General features: G+C 68.6%; 19 protein-coding genes. 8 read left to right on the top strand and 11 right to left on the bottom strand.

The genetic code is table 11. The annotated features are described in order from the left end of the window. Nucleotides 1-160 precede the first annotated feature (160 nt). A complete protein-coding gene (locus Q9R39_RS05760; RefSeq protein ID WP_058250725.1) occupies nt 161-1,453 on the top strand; it encodes a PhoH family protein in 1,293 nt (430 codons plus the stop codon). Between the two features lie 558 nt (nt 1,454-2,011). Further along, nucleotides 2,012-2,986, top strand: a complete 975-nt coding sequence (locus Q9R39_RS05755; RefSeq protein WP_058250724.1) for a L,D-transpeptidase — start codon at nt 2,012-2,014, stop codon at nt 2,984-2,986. Here Q9R39_RS05755 and Q9R39_RS05750 read toward each other — a convergent pair. Both Q9R39_RS05750 and Q9R39_RS05745 read right to left on the bottom strand, forming a co-directional pair. Further along, complete coding sequence (locus tag Q9R39_RS05750; RefSeq protein ID WP_058250723.1) at nt 2,974-3,213, bottom strand: hypothetical protein; 240 nt, start codon at nt 3,211-3,213, stop codon at nt 2,974-2,976. The two genes, Q9R39_RS05755 and Q9R39_RS05750, sit on opposite strands and share 13 nt — an antisense overlap. A gap of 168 nt (nt 3,214-3,381) precedes the next feature. Continuing rightward, nucleotides 3,382-4,029: a response regulator transcription factor gene (locus Q9R39_RS05745; protein WP_058250890.1), complete on the bottom strand. Its 648-nt coding sequence runs from the start codon at nt 4,027-4,029 to the stop codon at nt 3,382-3,384. A 171-nt stretch (nt 4,030-4,200) separates the two neighbouring features. Between Q9R39_RS05745 and Q9R39_RS05740 the strand changes: the two genes are divergently transcribed. Continuing rightward, nucleotides 4,201-5,919, top strand: coding sequence for a GAF domain-containing sensor histidine kinase (locus Q9R39_RS05740; protein WP_058250889.1), 1,719 nt, complete (start codon nt 4,201-4,203; stop codon nt 5,917-5,919). A gap of 367 nt (nt 5,920-6,286) precedes the next feature. Here Q9R39_RS05740 and Q9R39_RS05735 read toward each other — a convergent pair whose 3' ends face one another. The 4 genes from Q9R39_RS05735 to glpX all read right to left on the bottom strand — a co-directional run bounded on the left by Q9R39_RS05735 (nt 6,287) and on the right by glpX (nt 11,194). Then, nucleotides 6,287-6,973 (bottom strand): PIG-L deacetylase family protein, encoded by a 687-nt coding sequence (locus Q9R39_RS05735; protein ID WP_058250722.1) that lies wholly within the window; start codon nt 6,971-6,973, stop codon nt 6,287-6,289. 5 nt (nt 6,974-6,978) lie between these two features. Further along, the gene (locus Q9R39_RS05730; RefSeq protein WP_058250721.1) at nt 6,979-8,403 is read right to left on the bottom strand and encodes a class II fumarate hydratase; all 1,425 of its coding nucleotides are present in this window, start codon (nt 8,401-8,403) and stop codon (nt 6,979-6,981) included. 8 nt (nt 8,404-8,411) lie between these two features. After that, nucleotides 8,412-10,109, bottom strand: a complete 1,698-nt coding sequence (locus Q9R39_RS05725; protein ID WP_058250888.1) for a fumarate hydratase — start codon at nt 10,107-10,109, stop codon at nt 8,412-8,414. An 89-nt stretch (nt 10,110-10,198) separates the two neighbouring features. Continuing rightward, on the bottom strand, nt 10,199-11,194 hold the full coding sequence (gene glpX, locus Q9R39_RS05720; RefSeq protein WP_058250720.1) for a class II fructose-bisphosphatase: 996 nt from the start codon (nt 11,192-11,194) through the stop codon (nt 10,199-10,201). Between the two features lie 135 nt (nt 11,195-11,329). On the opposite strand from glpX, the gene Q9R39_RS05715 reads away from it, so the two are divergent. Beyond that, a complete protein-coding gene (locus tag Q9R39_RS05715; protein WP_068970157.1) occupies nt 11,330-11,911 on the top strand; it encodes a DUF4245 domain-containing protein in 582 nt (193 codons plus the stop codon). 57 nt (nt 11,912-11,968) lie between these two features. Beyond that, the gene (locus Q9R39_RS05710; protein WP_211538183.1) at nt 11,969-12,298 is read left to right on the top strand and encodes a hypothetical protein; all 330 of its coding nucleotides are present in this window, start codon (nt 11,969-11,971) and stop codon (nt 12,296-12,298) included. 6 nt (nt 12,299-12,304) lie between these two features. Here Q9R39_RS05710 and Q9R39_RS05705 read toward each other — a convergent pair whose 3' ends face one another. The 3 genes from Q9R39_RS05705 to Q9R39_RS05695 are packed head-to-tail and all read right to left on the bottom strand — an operon-like array spanning nt 12,305 to nt 14,531. Next, nucleotides 12,305-12,547 (bottom strand): exodeoxyribonuclease VII small subunit, encoded by a 243-nt coding sequence (locus Q9R39_RS05705; RefSeq protein ID WP_058250718.1) that lies wholly within the window; start codon nt 12,545-12,547, stop codon nt 12,305-12,307. After that, nucleotides 12,544-13,830: an exodeoxyribonuclease VII large subunit gene (gene xseA, locus Q9R39_RS05700; protein ID WP_211538182.1), complete on the bottom strand. Its 1,287-nt coding sequence runs from the start codon at nt 13,828-13,830 to the stop codon at nt 12,544-12,546. The genes Q9R39_RS05705 and xseA overlap by 4 nt, the downstream gene beginning before the upstream one ends. Further along, the gene (locus Q9R39_RS05695) at nt 13,827-14,531 is read right to left on the bottom strand and encodes a lipid droplet-associated protein (protein ID WP_211538181.1); all 705 of its coding nucleotides are present in this window, start codon (nt 14,529-14,531) and stop codon (nt 13,827-13,829) included. The genes xseA and Q9R39_RS05695 overlap by 4 nt, the downstream gene beginning before the upstream one ends. 52 nt (nt 14,532-14,583) lie before the next feature. Here Q9R39_RS05695 and Q9R39_RS05690 point away from each other — a divergent pair, with 52 nt between their 5' ends. Next, nucleotides 14,584-15,537: a 4-hydroxy-3-methylbut-2-enyl diphosphate reductase gene (locus tag Q9R39_RS05690; protein WP_058250715.1), complete on the top strand. Its 954-nt coding sequence runs from the start codon at nt 14,584-14,586 to the stop codon at nt 15,535-15,537. Nucleotides 15,538-15,565: 28 nt separating this feature from the next. On the opposite strand, the gene mycP is transcribed toward Q9R39_RS05690, so the two are convergent. Beyond that, nucleotides 15,566-16,963, bottom strand: coding sequence for a type VII secretion-associated serine protease mycosin (gene mycP, locus Q9R39_RS05685; RefSeq protein ID WP_311277192.1), 1,398 nt, complete (start codon nt 16,961-16,963; stop codon nt 15,566-15,568). Continuing rightward, nucleotides 16,963-18,516 carry a type VII secretion integral membrane protein EccD gene (eccD, locus tag Q9R39_RS05680; RefSeq protein ID WP_311277191.1) on the bottom strand — a complete coding sequence of 518 codons (1,554 nt, stop codon included), beginning with the start codon at nt 18,514-18,516 and terminating at the stop codon, nt 16,963-16,965. Before eccD ends, mycP begins: the two co-directional genes overlap by 1 nt. Nucleotides 18,517-18,613: 97 nt before the next feature. Here eccD and eccCa point away from each other — a divergent pair, with 97 nt between their 5' ends. Both eccCa and Q9R39_RS05670 read left to right on the top strand, forming a co-directional pair. Then, nucleotides 18,614-22,693 carry a type VII secretion protein EccCa gene (gene eccCa / locus Q9R39_RS05675; RefSeq protein ID WP_311277190.1) on the top strand — a complete coding sequence of 1,360 codons (4,080 nt, stop codon included), beginning with the start codon at nt 18,614-18,616 and terminating at the stop codon, nt 22,691-22,693. A 16-nt stretch (nt 22,694-22,709) separates the two neighbouring features. Next, entirely contained in the window at nt 22,710-24,062 is a 1,353-nt protein-coding gene (locus tag Q9R39_RS05670; RefSeq protein ID WP_247451833.1) for a type VII secretion-associated protein, read from the top strand. Nucleotides 24,063-24,098 lie beyond the last annotated feature (36 nt).

The raw sequence follows: 24,098 nt of genomic DNA, 5'->3' as shown, positions 1-24,098 counted from the left end.
GGTTCGTTCGGGAGGTTCAATTCGTGGTTTGTGCGAGCAACGCGAGGGGACCGGCCCCGGTCCTCGTCCCCCTCGGCTGACGCCGGGACAACGGACAACTGGACCGGCCGGTCGACCAACACTGGTTTGTGCGGGAGCCGCACGAACGTAGGAGCCCCACGTGACCACACGCACCTACGTCCTCGATACCTCCGTGCTGCTGTCCGATCCCTGGGCGGTCATGCGTTTCGCCGAACACCACGTCGTGCTGCCACTGGTGGTCATCAGCGAACTCGAGGGCAAACGTCACCACCACGAACTCGGCTGGTTCGCGCGTGAGGCGTTGCGCATGCTCGACGACATGCGACTCGAACACGGCCGGCTGGACCTGCCGCTCGAGATCGGCGACGAGGGCGGCACCCTCCAGGTGGAGCTCAACCACACCGACCCCGCGGTGCTGCCCGCCGGCTTCCGCACCGATTCGAACGACTCCCGGATCCTCGCCTGCGCACTGAACCTGCGCGCCGAGGGCAAGGACGTGACCCTGGTCTCGAAGGACACACCGCTGCGGGTGAAGGCCGGCGCGGTGGGCCTGGCCGCCGACGAGTACCACGCGCAGGATGTCGTGGTCTCGGGGTGGTCGGGCATGACCGAACTCGATGTCGCCACCGCCACGGTCGACACGCTGTTCGCCGAGGGCGTCGTCGACCTCGACGAGGCACGCGAACTGCCGTGTCACACCGGTGTTCGACTGCTCAGCGCCACGTCGAGTGCCCTGGGCCGGGTGAACGCGGACAAGCGGGTGCAACTGGTCCGCGGCGACCGCGAGGCCTTCGGACTGCACGGACGGTCGGCCGAGCAGCGGGTCGCCCTCGACCTGCTCCTCGACGAGAGCGTGGGGATCGTCTCGCTCGGCGGCAAGGCCGGTACCGGAAAATCGGCGCTCGCGCTCTGTGCGGGACTGGAAGCGGTCCTGGAACGGCGTACCCAGCGGAAGGTCGTCGTGTTCCGGCCGCTGTACGCCGTCGGCGGACAACAGCTCGGCTATCTGCCCGGTAGTGAGTCCGACAAGATGGGTCCGTGGGCGCAGGCGGTCTTCGACACGCTGGAGGGGCTCGCGTCGCCGGAGGTCATCGACGAGGTCTTGAGCCGCGGCATGCTGGAGGTGCTGCCTCTGACGCACATCCGCGGGCGGTCGCTGCACGATTCGTTCGTCATCGTCGACGAGGCGCAGTCGCTGGAACGCAACGTGTTGCTCACCGTCCTGTCCCGCCTGGGGTCGGGATCTCGCGTGGTGCTGACCCACGATGTCGCGCAACGTGACAATCTTCGCGTGGGCCGCCATGACGGCGTCGCCGCGGTCATCGAGAAGCTGAAGGGACACCCGCTCTTCGCGCACATCACGCTCACCCGCAGCGAGCGGTCGCCGATCGCCGCACTCGTGACCGAGATGCTCGAGGAGTTCGCGCCGTAGGGTCGGCGCCGACCTCTGGGTTCCAATTGCTCGGTGGCCGTAAGGATTTCGCCGCCGGAAACTCGAAGGCCGCGTCGACTCCGGAAGGGAGTCGACGCGGCCCTCGTGTGTCAGATCAGGCGGTCGGCGGTTCGATCGGGGTGAAGTCGCGGAGCGAATTCAAGAGGTCGACGATGGCGGTGAGCAGTTCGACGTTCTCCAAGGATGTCATTGTTCTCCCTTAATCGAATGGCTATCCGTTTCGACGGCCGCCTCTATTCGACGCCGTCGTTCGCAACAGTAATGATCTGATAACAAACGCGCAAACAAAGTCCAAGAGAATTCGACCCCTTTCTCAGATTAATTCGTCGAATGCGTTTTTGTACTGCCTCTCGAATCATGGCAATTCTGTGTTTTCGAATCGAGAAATCGACCTCGACCGAGTGAATCCGGCTTCTGTCCATACGCTGACCGACTCGTCGCCGACACCCGATCCGAACCGCACCGTGACCAGGACGTGACTCATGGTCTCTTGCGTACTGTCAGACTGGCATGGTGCAGAAGTTACTGATGAGGCGAATGAGACTGCTGGGACTGTTGGTGATCGCGGTGCTCGCCGCGGTTGTCGGCGGCGCCGGGCAGTCGGTCGCCGCCCCAGAGACAACTACACCCGAGACATCCACGCCGGGGACGTCCACCACGCCTAGTCCGGGAACGACGCCCGGGTCGGGCATGCCGCTGCTCGACGGCATTCTCGACCAGCTCGCCGGTGGGACCGGGTCGGACGACGGCACCGGCGGTGCCGGTGTACCCGGGGCGGGTGGGCCGACGAGCCAGATGATCGTCGTGACCGCGCCGAAGGCGTCCGACACCACCGCCACCCTGACGGCCTTCGACCGGGGCGCCGACGGCAGTTGGAAACCCGTCATCGGCCCGACGAAGGCCTACCTCGGTTCGCTGGGCATGGGCGAGCCGAAGGACAACGTCCACCGGACCCCGCAGGGCACCTTCCCGCTCGACCAGGCCTTCGGCCGTGCGGAGAATCCCGGGACCAAGATGCCGTATCGCAAGGTCGACCAGCAGGACTGGTGGGACTCGAACATGAAGTCGCCGACCTACAACACGCACGTGCGTCAGCCGCAGAGCCCCGGCGGGGACAGTGAGAACCTCTACAACTCCGGCCCGGTCTACGACTACGCGGTCAACATCGCGCACAACCCGCAACGCACCCCGGGGCGGGCGTCGGCGATGTTCCTCCACGTGACCAACGGTGAACCGACCATGGGCTGCGTCGCGATCGAACGCGAGCTGATGAAACAGATCCTCGTGTGGCTCGATCCGGCCAAGAACCCGAAGATCACCATCGGTGTCAACCAGGGTGCACCCGCAGGCGACGCGCCCGGAGCAACCCCTCAAACCGCTCCGGGCACGACGCCGGGGACGACGCCTCCCACCACCTCGGGCGTTCCGGGTGCCGACGTCCTGACCGGTCTGCTCTCGCAGCTCGTCGGCGTGGTTCCGGCCCTGTTCGGGCTCGGCGGTCAGGCGGGCTGATCGGTCCGGCCGGGCCGGGCGCGAACGTCGGACAAACTCATCCGGGCACATCGGCAGCCGGGGCACCACGTGGCCTCGGTGCTGATGTGCCACCCGTTGACCCGGGCGAGATCGTCCAGATCGGACTGGCGGAGCGGCGTACGGATCGCGAACGCGCGTCCGCAACTGCCGCAGTGCCGGTCGGAGGGGGAAGTCCCGGTTTCCACGAATGCGGAAACAACTGTCATCTCGATGGACCTTCTCTGTCACTTGTTCGGGCGTCGGGCCGCACTCGTCCGAGAGCCCTCCCTGTTCGGACGAGCGACCATTTCAGTGTCAGCTTATGTGATGTAGATCTCAAGAGTCGAATGACACATCGTTCGATCGACCCCCCGCGTGGCCCCCCGCGCGGCGCGTCAGCGTCGTCGGTCGCGGTTCGCGGTCTTCGCCGCGTACACCGCCGCCTGGGTCCGGCGCTCCATGCCGAGCCTGCCGAGCAGTCGCGAGACGTAGTTCTTGACGGTCTTCTCGGCGAGATGCATCCGCGCGGCGATCTGCCTGTTGGTCAGGCCCTCGCCGAGTAGGGCCAGCAGCGTCCGATCCTGCTCGCTGAGTCCGTCGTCCGCCGGTTCCGCGGCGTCCTGCCGGGCGCGTAACCGATCCATCAAGGCTGCCGCGGCGCGATTGTCGAGCAGAGACCGGCCGGCGCCCACCTCGGCGATCGCCTGCGCCAGTTCCATCCCGGTGATGTCCTTGATCACGTAACCGCTGGCCCCGGCCAGGATGGCGTCCATCATCGCCTCGTCGTCGGTCAGTGAGGTCAGCATGAGGCAACGCAGGCCGTCCACTCTGCTGAGGAGCTCACGGCACAATTCGATGCCGTTGCCGTCCGGAAGCCGGACGTCGAGCACGGCGACATCCGGAGACACCGCGGGAATGCGCGCGAGCGCCTGCGCGACGGTGGCGGCCTCGCCGACGACCTCCACGTCGGAAACGGAGTCGAGCAACTCGACGAGTCCCCGTCGGACGACTTCGTGGTCGTCCACCAGGAAAACCCTGATCATGCCGTCTCCCTCCGGATCGGACACCTGAATCGGATTGTAGGACGGGCCGGACGAATTAGACGAATGTGTGCAGGTCTAATTAAATGTCATCGCTCGTGTCCCACCCCGAGCGAAACCGCGTTCGAACCCGAAGTGCAGCACCCGGAAATGAACCTGACTATGATCCGGTACATGGTTTCCGAATTCTCGGAACTGGATCCGAGATCGCTCGAATTGCAGAAAGCGCTGTCGCAGATGCGTTTGCGCGAACTGCTCGACGAGGTCTCCGACCGGATCAGCCTGATCGCCGACGTACGCGATCAGACCGACGGGCTCCTGCAGGCGATGTTGGTCGTCAGTTCCGGACTCGATCTGGAAACCACTCTCGAATCGATCGTGGCGTCGGCGATCCGTCTCGTCGACGCCGAGTACGGGGCGCTGGGCGTGCTCGGGAGCGGGCATCACCTGTCCGCGTTCCTCTCCCAGGGCATCGACGCCGAGACCCGGGTACTGATCGGCGACCTGCCCACCGGTGGCGGCGTCCTCGGTCAGCTCATCGACCAGCCCGAGCTCCTGCGGTTGTCCGATTTGTCCGAGCACCCCGAATCGGCGGGTTTCCCGGCCAACCACCCGCCGATGACGAGTTTCCTCGGCACGCCGATCCGGGTCCGCGACGAGGTCTTCGGCAATCTCTATCTGACCGAGAAGAAAAACGGCGGCGTCTTCACCGAGGACGACGAGGTGGTCATCCAGGCGCTGGCGTCGGCTGCCGGGATCGCGATCGACAACGCCCGGCTCTACGCGCAGGCGCAGAACCAGCTGGCCTGGATCGAGGCCAACCGGGACGTGATGACCGAGTTGCTGACCGGCGCCGATCATCAAGACGTCCTCGAGCAGATCGCGCGGAAGGTGCTGACCCTGGCCGATGCCGACCTGGTCTTCATCGCCGAGCCCCACGACACCGAAGAACCCGTGGAACTGATCGACGAACTGGTGATCACGGTCGCCGAGGGAGAAGACGGACACGTCTTCCGCGGCCAGAGCATCCCCATCACCGGGTCCACCTCGGGGACGGCGTTCGTCCAGCGCCGGCCCGTGCTCCGGAATCACCTGGAGTACGAGGTCGGCGATTCGACGCGCTACGGGCCGGTCATGGCCGCCCCGCTGCGCACCGTCGATTCCACACGGGGAGTGCTGATCGCCATGCGGGCCGACGGGCGGGAGCCGTTCGCCCGGGATCTGCTGGGACTGAGCGCGGACTTCGCCGACCAGGCCGCACTCGCGATGCAGTTGGCCACCGCGACGATGCAGGCCCACCACATGCGCGTGCTCGAAGACCGCGAGCGTATCGCGCGCGACCTCCACGATCATGTGATCCAGCGGATCTTCGCCGAGGGGCTCAGCCTACAGGCGACGCTGCAGCGCACCCACTCACCCGATATCCGGTCGCGGCTCACCCGCTCGATCAACAACCTCCAGGACATCGTCCAGGAGGTGCGCTCGACCATCTTCGACCTGCAGACGGAGGACATGACCGTCACTCGGTTGCGCCAGCGTGTGCAGGAGGTCATCGACCAGCAGATCGACGACCTGCCGATCCAGATGCACGTGCGGACCTCGGGTCCGCTGTCCGTGGTCGATCGCCCATTGGCCGAGAATGTCGTCGCGGTGATACGCGAGGCGGTCAGCAACGTCGTGAAGCACGCCCGGGCCACGACGGTGACGGTGTCGATCACGGTCGCCGACGAGCTGGTCGTCCAGGTCATCGACAACGGCATCGGGCTGCCGGCGGACGTGACTCCGAGCGGTCTGGCCAACCTCGCGCTCCGGGCCGAGAAGGCCGGCGGAACGTTCACGACGACCCCGCCGCCGGGCGGCGGTCTCGCGCTGCGGTGGTCGGCGCAGCTCTAGTGACACACCACTAGGGGGCGTCCGCCTCGGCCGGTAGTCGCCATGCCGACATGCGTTCGGTCAGCCAGGCGACCGTTTGGAGTCCGGTGAGCACGCCGAAGAGCACGAGCAGCCACACGGACAATCCGATGATCGCGCAGACGGCGAATGCGGCGAGGAAAGCGACGAGAACGGCCGTGAGAGTGATGACGGTCCCCCTGGGAGAGCTTGCTCCGACTGTGTGCGGAGAAATTGACCCTCACACCATCCACCGACGTCGCGCCCGCCGGGAGGGGCCGAAGGTCACCGATCCGAGGGGCCAAGGAAACGTCGGGTCGTCGCCGCTGCCGCTGCCGCCGCTGCTGATGCGCGGTGAGTCGTGCCGGCCTCAGGCGGGCCGACCCCGTTTGAGCTCGAAGCCGGTCACATGACGGGCATCGCCGTCCCGCGGCGCGGTCGCCATCTCGATCTGCGCCCGCGCCTGGTCGAGGACCGGGGTGTCCGGATCGAGGACGGAGAGGTAGCGGTCGTGGGCGGCGAGTGCTCGAACGGCCGCGTCGAGTTGTTCCTCGACCTCGACGCCGTGGGTCGCCGCCGGACCGTTCTCGAACAACCACGACGGCGGGGCTTCCAGGGCGTCGTAGGCCTCGACGACCGCCGCGGCGAACTCCATGTGGTCGCGCTGGTTGGGCATGCCCGGCGCCCACTCGGGCCCACCGAAGAGCGAGACGATCACCTGCGGACGCACCCGTTCGACGGTCTCCGTGATCTTGTCCCGCAACTCCGGCACGTTGCGGATGTCACTGTCGGGGAACCCCCAGAACTCCACCTCGTCGACGCCGACGATCGACGCGGACGCGCGCTGCTCCGCTTCCCGCAGGGGGCCGCACTCGGCGGGTGGCAGACCTTCGATGCCCCGCTCGCCGCTCGAGGCCAGCGCGTAGACGACTCGCTTGCCCTCGCCGGTCCAGCGGGCGACGGCCGCCGCCATCCCGTACTCGGGGTCGTCGGGGTGGGCGACGAGCACGAGTGCGGTCTGCCAGTCGGTGGGGAAGGGGAGCAGCTGCGCCGTCACGGTTCTCAGCGCTCCCGGTCGAGATTGGCCATCTTCAGCACGTCGAGCCGGGCGTCCAGTTCGTCCTCGGTCAGCTTCTCGCCGACCAGGCCACGTTCGAGGACGGTCTCGCGGATGGTCTTGCCCTCCTTCAGTGCCTGCTTGGCGACGGCCGCTGCCTCCTCGTAGCCGATGGCGCTGTTGAGGGGGGTGACGATCGACGGCGAACTCTCCGCGAGCGTGCGCAACCGCTCGGTGTTGGCCTGCAGACCGGTAATACAGCGGTCGGCGAACAACCGCGAGACGTTCGCGAGCAGCTTGAGGGACTCGAGGACGTTGCGCGCCATCATCGGGATGTAGACGTTGAGTTCGAAGGCGCCGTTGCCGCCGCCCCAGGTGACCGCGGCGTCGTTGCCGATGACCTGCGCCGCCACCTGCGTGACAGCTTCGGGCAGAACGGGATTGACCTTGCCCGGCATGATGGAGCTGCCCGGCTGCAGGTCGGGGAGCAGGATCTCGCCGAGCCCGGTGAGCGGACCCGAGCCCATCCAGCGGACGTCGTTGGCGATCTTGGTCAGCGACACCGCGATCGTCTTCAACTGGCCGGAGAGTTCGACGAGCCCGTCACGGGCCGCCTGCGCCTCGAAGTTGTCCTTCGCGAGGGTGAGTGACTCGACGCCGGTGAGCGACACGAGTTCGGCGACCACCTTGGTACCGAAGCCATCTGGCGCATTGAGGCCGGTGCCGACCGCGGTACCGCCGATGGGCAGTTCGCCGACGCGCGGGAGGGCGGCGGTGATGCGCTCGATGCCGGCCTCGACCTGACGCGCGTAACCGCCGAACTCCTGTCCGAGCGTGACCGGTACCGCGTCCATCAGATGCGTGCGCCCGCTCTTGACGACCTCACGCCATTCGGTTGCCTTGTCGGCCAACGTCTTCTGCAGATGTTCGAGCGCCGGGATCAGGTCGGTGACGGCGGCCTCGGTGGCGGCGACGTGCGTCGCCGTCGGGAAGGTGTCGTTGGACGACTGGGACATGTTGACGTGGTCGTTCGGATGCACCTCGACGCCGTTGGACTTGGCGATCGACGCGATGACCTCGTTGGTGTTCATGTTCGAGCTGGTGCCCGAACCGGTCTGGAACACGTCGATCGGGAACTGGTCGTCGTGGCGTCCGTCCGCGATCTCGGTGGCCGCGGCGACGATCGCGTCGGCCTTCTCCTTGTCGAGGAGACCGAGGTCGGCGTTGACGGTGGCGCAGGCCGCCTTCAGCAGTCCCATCGCCCGGATCTGCGTCCGTTCGAGGGGGCGTCCGCTGATCGGGAAGTTCTCCACGGCACGTTGCGTCTGTGCCCGCCACAGGGCGTCGACGGGTACCCGGACCTCGCCCATGGTGTCGTGCTCGATGCGGTACTGCTCGCCCTGCGCGTCGGTCTGTGTTTCCTCGGTCATCGGCGTGCCTACTCCTTCGATCGAATCCTTATGCCGCTCAGCGGGACGTTGACGGCCCCACTCGGGTCGGTGAAAAAGTCGTTGCCCTTGTCGTCAACGACGATGAAGGCGGGAAAATTCTCCACCTCGATCTTCCACACGGCCTCCATGCCGAGTTCGGGATACTCGATGATCTCCTGGCTCTTGATGCAGTCGAGCGCGAGACGTGCCGCGGGCCCGCCGATGGAGCCGAGGTAGAAACCGCCGTGCGCGCCGCACGCCTCGGTGACCTGCTTGGATCGATTCCCCTTGGCCAGCATGACCATCGAGCCCCCGGCGGCCTGGAACTGCTCGACATAGCTGTCCATCCGGCCGGCCGTCGTCGGACCGAACGATCCGGAGGCCATGCCCTCGGGGGTCTTCGCCGGCCCCGCGTAGTAGACCGGGTGGTCGCGCAGGTAGTCGGGCATCGGCTCGCCGGCGTCGAGGCGTTCCTTGATCTTGGCGTGGGCGATGTCGCGCGCGACGACCAGCGGTCCGGTCAGCGACAGGCGCGTCTTGACCGGATACTCCGAGAGCTGCGCGAGGATCTCCGGCATCGGGCGGTTGAGGTCGACCTCGACCACCTCGCCGCCCGAGATGTCCTCGGCCACACCGGCTGCGGGCATATAGCGGGCCGGATCGGTCTCGAGCTGCTCGAGGAAGACGCCGTCGGCGGTGATCTTGCCGAGGGCCTGACGGTCGGCCGAGCACGAGACCGCGATCGCCACCGGGCACGACGCTCCATGGCGGGGCAACCGGACCACGCGCACGTCGTGGCAGAAGTACTTGCCGCCGAACTGCGCCCCGATGCCGAACGACTGGGTGAGCCGGAAGACCTCGTCCTCGAGCTCGAGATCGCGGAAACCGTGCGCCGACATCGATCCCTGCGTGGGCAGGTTGTCGAGGTAGTGCGCCGACGCGTACTTGGCGGTCTTGAGCGCGAATTCGGCTGAGGTGCCGCCGATCACGACGGCCAGGTGGTATGGCGGGCAGGCCGCGGTGCCCAGTGAGCGGATCTTCTCGTCGAGGAACTTCAGGATGCTCGTCGGGTTCAGGATCGCCTTCGTCTCCTGGAACAGGAACGACTTGTTGGCGCTGCCACCGCCCTTGGCCATGAACAGGAACTTGTACTCCGGACCGTTGGGCCCCTGCTCGGTGGCGTAGATCTCGATCTGGGCGGGCAGGTTCGAGCCGGTGTTCTTCTCCTCGTACGTCGTCAGCGGGGCGAGCTGCGAGTACCGCAGGTTGAGCTGCGTGTAGGCGTCGTAGACACCGCGGGAGATGGCCTCGGCGTCGTCGGTGCCGGTCAGGACCCCTTCGCTCTTCTTGCCCATCACGATGGCGGTGCCGGTGTCCTGGCACATCGGCAGCACGCCGCCGGCGGAGATGTTGACGTTCTTCAGCAGGTCAAGGGCGACGAACCGGTCGTTGCCCGAGGCGTCCGGGTCGTCGATGATCTTGCGCAACTGCGCGAGATGAGCCGGGCGGAGATAGTGGCTGATGTCGTGCATGGCCTCCGCGGTGAGCCTCCGGATGGCCTCCGGGTCGACCTTCAGGAAGGTCCGACCGTCGACGGAGAACGTGGACACACCCTCGGTCGTGATCAACCGGTACGGGGTCTCGTCGGCGCCGGTCGGGAGCAGATCGGAGTAGAGAAACTCGGGGGCTGAGGCTGGTTTACTCACGGACCGCATCGTATCGCCCACGACATCGGCCCCACGCCAGAGGTTGACTCGTGAAGTCACCGGTGTTGGTGTGGGGCCGATGTCGTGTCTCAGAGATCGATTCGGGAGTAGCCGCGAAGCTTGGCCGGCTTGTGGACGGCCTCGATGCGGCGGACGGTGCCGGACTTCGAGCGCATCACCAGCGACCGGGTCGTCGCGCCATTGGGCCGGTAGGTGACGCCGCGCAGCATGTCGCCGTTGGTGACCCCGGTGGCGCAGAAGAAGGCGTTCTCGCCGCTGACCAGGATGTCGTTGGTCAGCACCCGGTCCAGGTCGTGGCCGGCATCGATGGCCTTCTGACGCTCGTCGTCGTTGCGCGGCCACAGCTTGCCCTGGATCTCGCCGCCCATGCACTTCATCGCGACGGCGGTGATGATGCCCTCGGGAGTGCCACCGACGCCCATCAGCATGTCGACGGTGGAGTAGTCGTCGGCGGCGGCGACCGCACCGGCGACGTCACCGTCGGAGATGAGGCGGATCTTGGCGCCGGCCTGCCGGATCTCACCGATGAGATCGGCATGACGAGGACGGTCGAGGACGATCACGGTCAGATCGGCGACGTCGATGCCCTTCGCCTTCGCGACCGAGTTGATGTTCCACTCGACGGACTCGTTGATGTTGATGGCGCCCTTGGCCTCGGGTCCGACAGCGATCTTGTCCATGTAGAAGACCGCCGACGGGTCGTACATCGTGCCGCGCTCGCTGACCGCGATCACCGAGATCGAGTTGGGGCGGCCCTCCGCCATCAGCGTGGTGCCGTCGATGGGATCCACGGCGACGTCACAGTCGGGGCCTTCGCCGTTGCCCACCTCTTCGCCGTTGTAGAGCATCGGCGCCTCGTCCTTCTCGCCCTCTCCGATGACCACGACACCGCGCATCGAGACCGACGACAACAGTTCGCGCATCGCGTCGACCGCCGCGCCGTCGCCGCCGTTCTTGTCGCCACGACCGACCCAACGACCGGCCGCGAGTGCAGCCGACTCGGTCACGCGGACCAACTCCATCGCGAGGTTGCGGTCCGGGGCCTGATGGGTGCTGACGGTCATGGGCAATCGACTCCTCTGTTCGGCGCGGGTCGACTCCAGCGGCGCCGAGTGATGGTGGCGGTGGTCTCGACCACCATCCTTGCATGTCACACCGGGCATTCGGTCAGTGACCCTGCTGGTGGGATACTCGGCGCCATGGCTGACAAACCCCGCATTCTGAACAACGGCAAGGACATGTTCTGGTCGTTGGTCCCGTTGCTCGCGCTGTGTGCGCTGGTGGCGATCGCGTCGGGGAACTGCTCGATCGGGGCCTCCAAGGACGTGGCCGACAGCAAGCTGCCGCCGTTCGACGTGGTCAGCGCATTGAACGCCGACGCCGCCCAGCTCCCGTTCCCGATCCGCCGCCCGCCTACGCCGGAGGGCTGGCGGCCCAACTCCGGTTCGTCGGACGCGATCGAGGGGCACCGGGTCAGCACGGTGGGATGGCTCAGCAGCGACGGCGCCTACGTCCAGCTCAGTCAGTCCGATGCGCCCGAGGACGTGTTCGTCCCCTACCTCGGCGGCGGCAGCGGGGGTGATTTCGCCGACATCTCCGGTACCGGTACGCGCCAGGCGGGCGGGCGGCAGTGGGTGACCTACGAGACGTCGGAGGGCAAGCGGTTCTGGATCACGGACCTGGGCAAGGTACGCATCGCGGTCCTGTCACGCGGCAGCGACGCCGACATCGAGACGATCGCGTCGTCGGTCGTCGCCCAGCAGCCGCTGCAATTGGGGTAGCGCACTACTCGTGAGAACCCGGCCCGCGGTTCCTAGCGTCTTCGGCAGGAGGCGCTCATGGATGGGGGATCGGGGTTCGGCTTGCACCTCGTGTGGGCCAGGCTCGTGCTCGTCGCGGTCCTCGTGCTGCTCGTGGTGACCGTTCCGGTGCAACAGGCGGGCGCCATCGATGCGCCGACCGACCCGCGATCCGGGGCCGCGACCGCATCCGGTCTTCCGTACATCGTCGGGCCGCCTCCGGATTGCGCTGTGGGGCGGCCGCTTTCCTCCTCATCGAGGGGTGGGGAGGATCGTCGGCCGGTCCTCGCGCGGGCCGGTGCGCGACCGACCGCCGAGCACACGCGCATCAGTGTTCTCGACCGCGAGGCGCTCACCCGGTTCGACTGATCGGTCTCAGTCGTCCTCGGGGTCGTCGGGATCGGAGCCGGTGCTGATGACCGCCTCGATGCGCTCGCGGGCACCGCGCAGGTGCTCCTCGCAGCGGGTCGCGAGGGCCTCGCCACGCTCCCAGAGCGCCAGCGAGGCGTCGAGGTCGAGTCCGCCGTGCTCGAGGGCGGTGACGATCTCGGCGAGTTCGTCGCGTGCTTCCTCGTATCCGAGTTCCTCGATCGGAGTGGATGATTCGTCGGTGCTCACGCATTTCCTCCGTGTTCCGGCATGGTCGTGGGTTCGTCGACCCGGGCGGTTGCGGCGCCGTCGGCGACCCGGATGCGCAGGGGTGCACCCGGCGGCAGGTCCGCGAGCGTGCCGACCACATGGGGTGGGTCGGTGTCGGTGCGCTGTACCACCGCGTAGCCGCGGGCCAGGGTCTGCGCGGGACCGAGTGTCGACAGGCGCGCACCGAGATGGTCGGTACGTCGTTCCTCGGAGTCGATGTGGCGCAACACATCTCGGCGCAGGGCGCGGACCAGCTCGGCCACCTGCCCGGCTTCGGAGTCCACGAGCACCCCGGGACGGGCGAGCACCGGCCGCGCCCGCAACGCGGCGACGACGCCGGACTCGCGGCGCACCCAGTTGCGCAGGGCCTGCGCGCTGCGTCGCCGCAGATCCGCGATGCCCGCGAGTTCGGCCTCGACGTCGGGAACGACGCGCTTGGCCGCATCCGTCGGAGTGGCGGCGCGCAGATCCGCGACGAGATCGAGCAGTGGATTGTCGGGTTCGTGCCCGATCGCGCTGACGACCGGGGTCCGGCACCGCGACACCGCGCGCAGCAACGCCTCGTCGGAGAACGGGAGCAGGTCTTCGACGCTACCCCCGCCGCGCGCGATGATGATGACCTCGACATCGGGGTGGGCATCGAGATCGGCGAGGTGGGTCAGGATGCGGGCGACCGCCGTCGGCCCCTGCACGGGGGCCTCGCGGATGTCGAAGCGCACGTTCGACCATCGAGCGGCCGCGACGCTCACGACGTCGTGCTGCGCTGCGCTCGCGCGGCCACTGATCAGGCCGACGGCGCGCGGCAGGAACGGCAGCGGCCGTTTGAGCCGTGAATCGAAGAGGCCCTCGGCGGCCATGAGCTGCCGCAGCCGTTCGATGCGCAGCAACAGCTCGCCGATGCCCACGGCCCGGATCTCGCTGACCCGCAGCGACACCGTGCCGCGCCCGGTGTAGTAACTCGGCCGGCCCAGGACCACCACGGAGCTGCCGTCCGTCAGCGGGACCTCGGTGCGTGCCAGCAGGTCGGGGCTGCACGTCACCGAGATCGAGATGTCGGCAGCGGGATCGCGCAGGGTGAGGAACGCGGTGCGGGTCCCCGGCCGCCGGCTGATCTGGGTGACCTGTCCCTCGACCCAGATCTGTCCGAGCCGATGGATCCAGTCGGCGATCTTGGTGTTCACCGTCCGGACCGGCCAGGGATGCTCGGCCGAGTTCGGTGACGAGGAACGTCGCGGTGTGTCGCTCGTGTCGGCCCCGGTCACGCTTCGGTGGAGCGCTTGTTCTGCGCGGCGATCCGGTTCTCGAGCATCGTCACGAACGGCGCGCGGTCGCGGCGGGATTTCTCATAGTCGACGAGTGCGATCAGGTCCTCGACGGCGACCGACCGCAGGCGGGCCCGGAGTTGCGCGAGGGTGAGGGTGTCGTAGTCGATGAGCTCGACGATCTCGGGCCCCGAGCCGTCGGCGGAACCCACCGCCTCGGTGCCCGGCACCTCGGCCGCGACGACCTCGTCGGGGGTCGAGCTGTACAGCGCGAACCGCCCGGCATCGGCGCGCGGCGGTGCGGCGAGATCGGCGTCGGCGGCCGCCTCCTCGATCTCCTCGTCGATGGTCGTGGGTGACGGGGTCGTCGCGGCGGCCTTCGGCTTCTCGTCCTGCACAGACGTGTCGGTGATCGCCGCGGGCGCGGCGGGCGCGACCGGGTCGGGACCCGCTGCGTCGTCCTCGTCGAAACGTGCCCACTCGGGCTGTTCGTCGGGCCGGTCGAAGAGCATCTCCAGGGCGGCGTCGCCCTTGATGGCCAGTTCGGCGATGTTCTGTTGCGCTCGCATACCGGCCTGGAGGGTCTGGCTGATGGCGGTCATCGGCAACGTGATGAGCAGCGCCGGGAGTTTCCGTGTCTCCTCGAGGGCGGTGACGATCAGACCTGCGGCTATCCGGGCGGGGTACGGTGCGCGATCCATGCCAACACTCTGCCATCACGGGCAACGCCGCGTAACCCGTACCCTGGGAAGCATGTCTGAGACGAAGCGTGTCCTGCTCGCCGAACCCCGCGGCTACTGCGCTGGTGTCGACCGTGCGGTGGAGACGGTCGAGCGTGCCCTCGACAAGCACGGCGCTCCCGTCTACGTGCGCAAGGAGATCGTGCACAACCGGCACGTCGTGGAGACCCTGGCCGAGCGCGGGGCGATCTTCGTCGGCGAGACCGACGAGGTGCCCGAGGGTGCGTTGGTCGTGTTCTCCGCGCACGGGGTGTCCCCGCTGGTGCACCAGACCGCCGCGGAGCGCAACCTGCGCACCATCGACGCCACGTGTCCGCTGGTCACGAAGGTCCATCAAGAGGCGAAGCGATTCGCGCGCGACGACTACGACATCCTCCTGATCGGCCATGAGGGCCACGAGGAAGTCGAGGGCACCGCCGGCGAGGCCCCACAGCACATCCAGCTCGTCGACGGTCCCGACAGCGTGGACGCGGTCGAGGTCCGTGACGAGTCGAAGCTCGTCTGGTTGTCGCAGACCACCCTGTCCGTCGACGAGACCATGGAGACGGTCCGTCGACTCCGCGAGAAGTTCCCGCTGCTCAACGACCCGCCCAGCGACGACATCTGCTACGCCACCCAGAACCGGCAGGTCGCGGTCAAGGCGATGGCTCCCGAATGCGACCTGGTGATCGTCGTCGGATCGCAGAACTCCTCGAACTCGGTGCGCCTCGTCGAGGTGGCCCTGCAGGCCGGCGCGAAGGCAGGCCACCTGGTCGATTACGCCCGTGAGATCGACGACTCGTGGCTCGACGGTGTGACGACTGTCGGGGTCACCTCTGGCGCGTCGGTGCCCGAGGTGCTGGTCCGGGGGGTTCTCGACTACCTGGCCGAACGCGGCTACGGCACGGTCGAGACGGTCAACACGGCCAACGAGACGCTGACCTTCGCGCTCCCGCGCGAGCTGCGCCCCGCACGTTCGTCCAGCTGACCTCGGGCCACGATCCGGCGTCGACAGATCAGAACTCGTCCGGGTCGAGCTTGCGCACCCGTCGGTGGGGTAGTGCGATCGCGAGGACGGCGGCGATGACGATCGCCGCGACGGCGCTGCCGATGATCGCGACGTTGCGCGCGGAATTGTCCGGTGGCTGCGCCACGGTAGGTGCGGCGATGGGCGCCGAGGCCCGGTCCGGCTGCTGATCGGCCGGCACTTCGGCGGTCAGGGCGGCGACCGGATCGATGACACCGTGTCCGATCCGCTGATCGCGCCCGGTTCCCGGGGAGTGGGCGGTGGCGATGATGCGGTCCATCACCTCGCGCGCGGTCAGATCCGGGAAGCGGGCCCGGATCAGCGCGGCGGTGCCCGCGACGTACGGCGCGGCGAAACTCGTGCCGATCAAGGGCACCGGCCCGCCGTCGCTCCGCTGGGCCGACGCCAGCCGGCTCGAACCGCGCTTGCTGTCCAGGCTCACGATGTCGGTGCCCGGCGCTGCGACGCTCACCCACGGGCCATGCAGGCTGAAATCGCTCGGTGAGCCGGTGTCGGCGTCCACCGAGCCGACCGTGAGGACGTACGGCGAGTACCAGGCGGGACTGGCGACGGTCGCGACCGACCGCCATCCGTCGGGGTCGTCGGCGGCGGGAGCCGGATTCTGGTTCTGGCAGGCGCCGTCGCGCCTCAGGTTGCCGGCTGCCACGACGACCACGACGTTCCGGTCGTAGGCGTGCCGGATGGCCGCACCGAGCGCCCGGTCATCGACCGAATCCGCCGCCGACGCGCACGCCACCTCGGAGATGTTGATGACGGTGGCGCGTAGATCGACCGCGCGCACGATGGCGTGCGCCAGCGTCCGGACGGACCCGTATCCAGAGCCGACCACCGGCGCGGCGTCGTCCCGGGCGCGGTCGTTCTTCTTCTGGAAAGCGCTGCTGGACTGGCGGATCGCGATGATGGATGCCGCGGGCGCGACGCCGACGAACGCGTCGGCGGTGCTGGGCCGGGCGGCGATGATCCCGGCGACCAGGGTGCCGTGGGCGTCGCAGTCGTCGAGTCCGTTGCCGCCCGAGACGTAATCGCCACCGGCGACGACGCGACCGAGCCGAGGATGGGGCGTCACCCCGGTGTCGATGACGGCCACCCGCTGACCCTGTCCGCGACTGAAACGCCACGCCTCGCCGAGATTCATCATCGCCTGCGCCGCGGTCGGTTTCGTCACGGTGCGCGTCAGTTCCGGGATGTTGCACAGGTGCCGCTGCTCGGTCGGTTCGAGCGGGGCGACCGGGGCCGACCGGACGAGGGCGCCGGGATCGATCCGAGGCGGGGTCACCGCCGCAGCGGGCGTCGCCGAGGCCCCGACGAGTGCCGCGACGAGGGTCGTCGCGAATACTCCAGTACCACGGACACGGTTGTCGCGCATCAGATCTCGCGGACCATTCGGTACAGGTCGAGCAGCCACAACAGCAGGGGCACGATGAGGGCGACGAGGATGTACTCGCCGATTTCGGCCCACCGACGCATCACGGGTGAGAAGTCCTGGTTCGGTGCGACGACCCCGAAGACGAGGGCGCCGATCACCACGAGGATGCCGAGGGCGAAACCGATCACCGGCCACTGGTCGTCGCCGAACGCGAGACCGGTGATCAGGGTGATCAACACGAGCGATCCGCCGATGACGAGGATTCCCGCCTGGAACAGGTCGCTGTGAGAGCGGCCCCGCAGACACAGCACGACGCCGATGATCGCGGCGTAGACGGCGTTGCGCCATTCGAACCCGGCGAGCGGGGCGGCGGTGAGCACGGCCGCGATGGCGGTGACGATCGTGAGCCCGCCGACGATGCCGGTCAGGTACGCGTTGGCGAGGTAGGAACGACGTTCCAGCGCATCGGCTTTGGGAAGGGCGGTCGCGCCGATCGCCCCGATGCCCTCGATGGCCGGTCGCGGTTCGATGTCCTTGACGTCGATGGCGGCACCCGCGGTCGGCACCGGGGGCAGCGGCAGTTTCGCGAGCAGGATCGTCGTGCGGGGAGCCAGACCGATGCACAGCAGACCGACCGCGGCGATGACGGCGGCGACATCGGCCACCGGCGCATCGATGAGGAGTCGCGCCCCACAACCGGTGGCGCCGAGCAGCGCCGCGCTGGTCACAGCGCTGTGTGCGGTCGCCCCGGCCGCGGTCATGCGATAACTGACGACCGCGGCGACGAGTGCGAACGCGAAGCCCAGGGTGAGGTGTGCGGCGCCGTATGACCCGGGCGTCACGATCATCCCGGTCACGAAGGCCATCGGTGCGGCACACAGGGACAGCACCGTCGAACTCTGCTCGTCGCGGTAGTAGCGGGACACGATCGTCGAGGCGGTGACGAATCCGACGACCGCCAGCCCGGACAACCCGGCGAACCACAGGGCGCCGGTGCCGGAGCGGACCGCGGCCAGGGACGCCGCCGCCGCGATCGCGGCGACGAGTGCCAGTGCGTAACCGACCTTCCGGGCGGACGCCGCGGTCCAGTCGACGAACTGCGATTCGTTCAATCGGGCGACAGCGTCGACCACGTCGTCGAACAGCACCGGGGACTCCCCGGTTCGCGTGGAGGTCAACAGCAGCAGGTCGCCGTCACGGATACCCGACTCCGACAGCGACCGGTGCAGGGGCAGTGGGTCCTGTCCGACGAGCGCGAGCGTCCACTTGTTCTGCCGGTCGTGCGGTCGGCCGGGATTGCGGGCGTCGGCATCCGGGTCGTCGGGGTCCGACCTCGAGGGATTGCGCGATTCGATCTGGGCGACAAGGTCACCGATGAGTCCGGCGATGGGGATGCCGGCCGGCAGTCCGACGTCGAGCTGGGTGTTGCCGCCCAGCACGGACACCCGTACGAGTTGCGGCTCGACGGCCCCCTCACCCCGCCGGCGATCCCCGGTGTCCGCGTCGGCAGCGGTGGCCGGGTACCCCGGTGCGAATCCGTCCACAGACGACATCAGGTCAATCCTCCCCCTAGATTCAGCAGCTAACATAGCCAACCGCGGCGGGTTCGACCGCCCGGGGATACACAGCGCGACATGTCAGGGGGGACGTGTGGTCACGACGACGGAGGGCTTTGTGCGTCGCCCGCGCATCACGCCCCCACGCACGCCCGGAGGCGAGGTCAACATCCAGGCGCCGCCGGATGTGCCGCGGGTGGTGCCCGGCGGCCTCCTGATGAAACTGCTGCCGGTGGTGATGGTCGTCGCCGTCGTCGGCATGGTGGCACTGATGGTCGTCACCGGTGGGCGCAACATCCTGACCAACCCGCTGTTCATGATGTTCCCGCTGATGATGCTGATGTCGATGTTCGGCATGTTCGCCGCCGGCGGCCGTGGCGGGGGCAAACGCGCCGGAGAACTCAACGAGGAACGCAAGGACTACTTCCGCTATCTCGGCCAGCTGCGCGGCCAGGTCTTCGAGACCGTCGACAACCAGCGCGCAGCACGCACCTGGAGCCACCCGGACCCGCGTGCGCTGCTCGACGTGATCGGCAGCAGGCGCATGTGGGAACGCCGCCCCAGCGACGCCGACTTCGCCCATGTGCGCGTCGGGGTGGGTGTCCAGCGACTCGCCACGCGGCTCATGCCGCCGGAGACCGGGCCCCTCGAGGACATCGAGCCGGTGTCGATGGTGGCCCTGCGCCGGTTCGTGCGCACGCACTCCGCGGTGTACCGCCTGCCCACCTCGATCTCGCTGCGCGGCTTCCCCGCCATCAACATCGAGGGTGCGCGGCAGGAGACCCGCGAACTCATCCGGTCGATGGTCGTGGAGCTGTGTGCGTTCCACGGTCCCGATCATCTGCACATCGGCATCGTGACCGGTGATCCGGCGGGGGAGGCCTGGGACTGGGCGAAATGGCTTCCGCACGTGGGACATCCGACGCTGCGCGACGGCGTCGGGGCGATGCGGATGATCTATCCGACGCTGGCGGACCTCGAGAACTCGATGGCCGCGGACCTCCTCGAGCGCGGCCGGTTCAGCCGTTCGGCGCCGCCGAACGCCAACCGCGCACACCTCGTGGTGATCATCGACGACGGTTACGTCGCCGGCGACGAGCGGATCATCAACGACGCCGGCATGGAAGGCGTCACGATCCTCGACCTGACCGCGCCGCCGGACGGTCTCGCGGTGCGGCGCGGGCTGCAACTCGTCGTGCGCGGGGGCAAGGTCTCCGCGCGCAGTGCCGCCGGCGTCGAGGAGTTCGCCGACATGGACTCGCTGACGATTCCCGAGGCGGAGGCGGTCGCCCGGCGCATGGCGCGCTACCGGCTGGCCACCGCGGCGACGCTGGCCCACCTCGAGTCCGAGGCGACCTCGGCCGACCCCGGCCTGCCCGCGCTGCTGGGCATCGACGACGCCGCGCGCTTCGATCCGGCGACGGCCTGGCGTGGTCGTACCGGCCGGGAGCGCCTGCGCGTGCCGATCGGTTACACGCCGACGGGCGCGCCCGTGGAGATCGACATCAAGGAGAGCGCGCACGGCGGCATGGGTCCGCACGGGCTGTGCATCGGCGCCACCGGATCGGGGAAGTCGGAGTTCCTGCGCACGCTGGTCCTGGCGATGCTGGCGACTCATTCGCCGTCGGAGCTGAATCTCGTGCTCGTGGACTTCAAGGGCGGCGCGACGTTCCTGGGCCTGGAATCCGCGCCGCACGTCGCCGCGATCATCACGAACCTCGAGCAGGAACTCTCGATGGTCGACCGGATGAAGGACGCGCTCTCGGGCGAGATGAACCGGCGCCAGGAGGTGTTGCGGGCGGCGGGCAACTACGCGAACGTCGCCGACTACGAGCGCGCCCGCGCCTCGGGGGTGCGCCTCGATCCGCTGCCGGCACTGTTCATCGTCGTCGACGAGTTCTCCGAACTGCTCTCGCAGAAGCCCGATTTCGCCGAACTGTTCGTCGCCATCGGTCGTCTGGGTCGCTCGCTGCACATCCATCTGCTGCTCGCCTCGCAGCGGCTGGAAGAAGGCAAACTCCGGGGCCTGGACTCGCACCTGTCGTATCGGATCGGCCTGAAGACGTTCTCCGCCAACGAGTCCCGCTCGGTTCTCGGTGTTCCCGACGCCTATCACCTGCCGAGCGTCCCGGGTTCGGCGTACCTCAAGTGCGATTCGGCGGACCCGATCAGGTTCAACACCTCCTACGTGTCGGGGGCCTACTACTCGCCGACGGTCACCGAGTCGGTCGATCCGACGACCACGGCGTCATCGCGTCGCGGAAACCTCAAGGTGTTCACCGCACTTCCGGTGCCGCTGGAGGAGGGCGCGTCGCGTTCGCTGCTCGATCAGGCCGAGAGCCTGCTCGACGAGGAACCGCCGGCACCCGAGGCGCCCACCGAGTTCGAGCCGGTCTCGGCGCAGGTGCCCACGCTCATGGAGACCATCGTCGAACGCATGGAGCACGCGGGCCCGCCGGCCCACCGCGTGTGGCTGCCGCCGCTGGACGACTCGCCCACCGTGGAACATCTTCTCGGCGAGCGGGACTGGTCCCACCCGGCGGTGCCGGGGCATCTCACGGTTCCGATCGGTGTCGTCGACCGGCCCTACGACCAGCGACGCGACCCGCTCGTCATCGACCTCGCGGGGGCCGCGGGCAACGTGGCGGTGGTCGGCGGTCCGCAGTCGGGCAAGTCGACGACGCTGCGCACGATCATCATGTCGGCCGCCGCGTCCCACACGCCCGAACAGGTGCAGTTCTACTGTCTGGACTTCGGCGGCGGCAGTCTGGCCGGTCTCGCCGGGCTCCCGCATGTCGGCTCGGTCGCCTCGCGCGGCGACATGGACGCGGTCCGCCGTACGGTCGCCGAGGTGGCGGCCGTGGTCCGCTCGCGCGAACTGCTGTTCACCCGGCTGGGCATCGAGTCGATGCGCGACTACAGGTCCCGCCGGGAAGCGTGGTTCCGGTCCGGCGTCACCTCGCCGGCGTCGGACCCGCTCGCGCAGGACCGGTTCGGCGACGTGTTCCTCGTTCTCGACGGCATGAACGTGCTGCGTACCGAACTGGAATCGCTCGAGGAACAGATCACCGCGATCGTGGCCCAGGGGTTGAGCTACGGCGTCCACGTCATGGTCACCGCGTCCCGATGGGCCGAGGTGCGCCCGGCGGTCCGCGATCTCATGGGTACCCGGATCGAGCTGCGGCTGGGCGACCCAATGGATTCCGACATGGGTCGTCGCGCCGCCGCGCTGGTCCCGCAGAACCGACCCGGCCGCGGCCTGACCGGGCAGGAGCTGCACATGCTGATCGCGCTGCCCCGGCTCGATTCGGTCAGCAGTGCCGAGTCGTTGCCCGCGGGCGTCGCCCAGTCGGTCGAGAAGCTCACCGCCGCCTATCCGGGCCGCTCGGCGATGGCCGTGCGCAAGCTGAGCACCGAGATCGGCTACGCATCGGTGCAGCGCGCGGTTGCCGCCGCCGGGCTGACGCTGGCACCCAATCAGGTGGCGATCGGTGTCGGTGAGCTCGAACTCGCCCCGGTGGTCCTCGATTTCACCGCCCAACCGCATTTCATGGCGTTCGCCGACGTCGAACACGGCAAGACCAACCTGCTGCGGACGATCGTCACCGGGCTGGTCGCGGGTGCCACACCCGAGCAGGTGCGCATCGTCTTCGTCGACTACCGCCGCACGATGCTGGGGATCATCGACGGCGATCATCTTGCCGGCTACGCGAGTTCGCCCGACCGCGCGGCGTCGATGATGACGGAGCTGGCGGCGTATCTGAAGAACCGGATGCCGCCCGAGGACGTGACGGTCCAGCAACTGCGGGACCGCACCTGGCTCGACGGCCAGCCCGAGGTGTACGTGGTGGTCGACGACTACGACATGGTCGTCACCTCGACCGGCAATCCGATGCTGCCGATCGTCGAACTGGCCTCCCATGCGCGCGACATCGGGCTGCACATCGTGCTCGCCCGACGTTCCGGCGGCCTCGGTCGGGCGATGTTCGATCCGCTGATCGCGCGCCTCAAGGACCTGTCGTCGGACATCCTGCTGATGAGCGGTGACCGGGACGAGGGATTCATCACCGGCCGGTCGAGGATGCAGACGCTGGTGCCCGGCCGCGGCGAACTGGTGTCGCGCGTCCGGCCGCAGGAGATGATCCAGGTCGCCCATCTCCCGATCGGCGACTAGGGGTGGGTCGGGCCGGATGACACAGCCGGGCGAGGTGCAACCGATCGGCGACGGGATCCGTCCGATGGTGGTCGATCTCGCGTTCGGGACGCCGCTGGTCCATGACCCGGAGCGCGGGCTGCGCCGGGTGGATCGCGATGTGCGGCCGCTGCTCGAGGCGGTGGACCAGATGAGTGTCGTGGTCGACGGTCGGCGCGAACACCTGCGGCAGGTGTGGCGGCGGGTCTTCGCCGGCCTCGACCTGCCCGCGGGTCGACCGCTCGTCGTCGGGCACCCGAGCACCTGGGGACCCCGTCGGGCATCGACCCTCGCCGACCTCGCCGACGGCCGCGCGCCGGTGGCTCTCCTACCGCGGGCGGTGCTCGTCGCGCGCAGTCACGCCGACCTCACCGTGCGACGGTGCGCCGTCGTCGAGACCACTCATCTCCCGCGGCCGCCCGCCGATCCCGGCCACCCGCGACCAGCGTGGTGGGACGTGCAGATCGTGGGGCGCGGTCCGGACGGCTGGGTGATCGAGCGCTCCGGGCTCATCCGTCCCGGTGCCGACCGTGCGCCGCGCTCCTCGCCGAATGCGGACGGGCTCGACATCATCGACGACTCGGTCGAGGCGGTGTTCGTCGACGGGGACCGCCCGGACGAGGTGTCCGCGGCGATCGGCGTCATCGCCGGGCACGCGGTCGCCGGACGCGTGGTCGCCGTCGACCGCGAGCTCGTGGTCCGGCTCGGCCACCGCACCGGCGGTGCGGACGAGGACACGATGGCCCCGGCCCCTGATCCCGGGCCCCCGGACCCGCTCCCGGTCGGCGCCACCCGGCGCCGGTCAGGGACGCTGCTCGCCGCGGCGGTGATGGCGATCCTGGTCGTGAGCGGTGCGATCGGGGTGGGACTCTGGCAGCGCGGCACCGCACCGGACGCGGCGTCGACGGAGGTCGGCCTCGGGCGTGCGACGCTGACGGTGCCCGGCGACTGGCGGCAGTCCGAACAGCGGACCCCGAGCGGTTCGGCCGATGACCCCTCGACCACTCGCGCGGTGTTCGTCGATCCCGACGACGGCCGGCGCATCATCGCCGTCCTCACCGAGGTGCGCGCCGGCTCGACCCGGGAATCGGTCGCGGGGAGCCTGCGCAACCGGATCGAGCAGCGCGGCGACGACGTCGTCACCGAGTTCTCCGCCGCCACCCGGTTCGGCGGGCGGGACGTCATCGGCTACCGCGAGTCACCGGCCTCGGGCGGCGCGATCCGCTGGTACGTCGTGGTCGACGATGGTCTGCAGGTCTCGATCGGTTGTCAGGCGGGTACCGCGGCCGAGTCCCCCGACGACGAATGCGCGGCGGCGGTGCGGTCGGTCCGGGTGTCGCCGTCGTCGTGAGGGCCGAGTCCGTTTTGACCCCGGCCGGAGGCTGAG

This window comes from Gordonia sp. AC31 (genome assembly GCF_031844505.1).
GTDB classification, from domain to species: domain Bacteria; phylum Actinomycetota; class Actinomycetes; order Mycobacteriales; family Mycobacteriaceae; genus Gordonia; species Gordonia hongkongensis.
The sequence above is the reverse complement of the archived record's forward strand: the minus strand, read 5'-3'. Positions and strand labels throughout refer to the sequence as shown.

Bases quoted from the DNA above. Each gene is read 5' to 3' on its own strand.
- Q9R39_RS05755 (WP_058250724.1), top strand. From the start codon at position 2,012: ATGAGACTGCTGGGACTGTTGGTGATCGCGGTGCTCGCCGCGGTTGTC.
- Q9R39_RS05750 (WP_058250723.1), bottom strand. From the start codon at position 3,213: ATGACAGTTGTTTCCGCATTCGTGGAAACCGGGACTTCCCCCTCCGAC.
- Q9R39_RS05745 (WP_058250890.1), bottom strand. From the start codon at position 4,029: ATGATCAGGGTTTTCCTGGTGGACGACCACGAAGTCGTCCGACGGGGA.
- Q9R39_RS05740 (WP_058250889.1), top strand. From the start codon at position 4,201: ATGGTTTCCGAATTCTCGGAACTGGATCCGAGATCGCTCGAATTGCAG.
- Q9R39_RS05730 (WP_058250721.1), bottom strand. From the start codon at position 8,403: ATGACCGAGGAAACACAGACCGACGCGCAGGGCGAGCAGTACCGCATC.
- glpX (WP_058250720.1), bottom strand. From the start codon at position 11,194: ATGACCGTCAGCACCCATCAGGCCCCGGACCGCAACCTCGCGATGGAG.
- Q9R39_RS05715 (WP_068970157.1), top strand. From the start codon at position 11,330: ATGGCTGACAAACCCCGCATTCTGAACAACGGCAAGGACATGTTCTGG.
- Q9R39_RS05710 (WP_211538183.1), top strand. From the start codon at position 11,969: ATGGATGGGGGATCGGGGTTCGGCTTGCACCTCGTGTGGGCCAGGCTC.
- Q9R39_RS05695 (WP_211538181.1), bottom strand. From the start codon at position 14,531: ATGGATCGCGCACCGTACCCCGCCCGGATAGCCGCAGGTCTGATCGTC.
- Q9R39_RS05690 (WP_058250715.1), top strand. From the start codon at position 14,584: ATGTCTGAGACGAAGCGTGTCCTGCTCGCCGAACCCCGCGGCTACTGC.
- mycP (WP_311277192.1), bottom strand. From the start codon at position 16,963: ATGCGCGACAACCGTGTCCGTGGTACTGGAGTATTCGCGACGACCCTC.
- eccD (WP_311277191.1), bottom strand. From the start codon at position 18,516: ATGTCGTCTGTGGACGGATTCGCACCGGGGTACCCGGCCACCGCTGCC.
- Q9R39_RS05670 (WP_247451833.1), top strand. From the start codon at position 22,710: ATGACACAGCCGGGCGAGGTGCAACCGATCGGCGACGGGATCCGTCCG.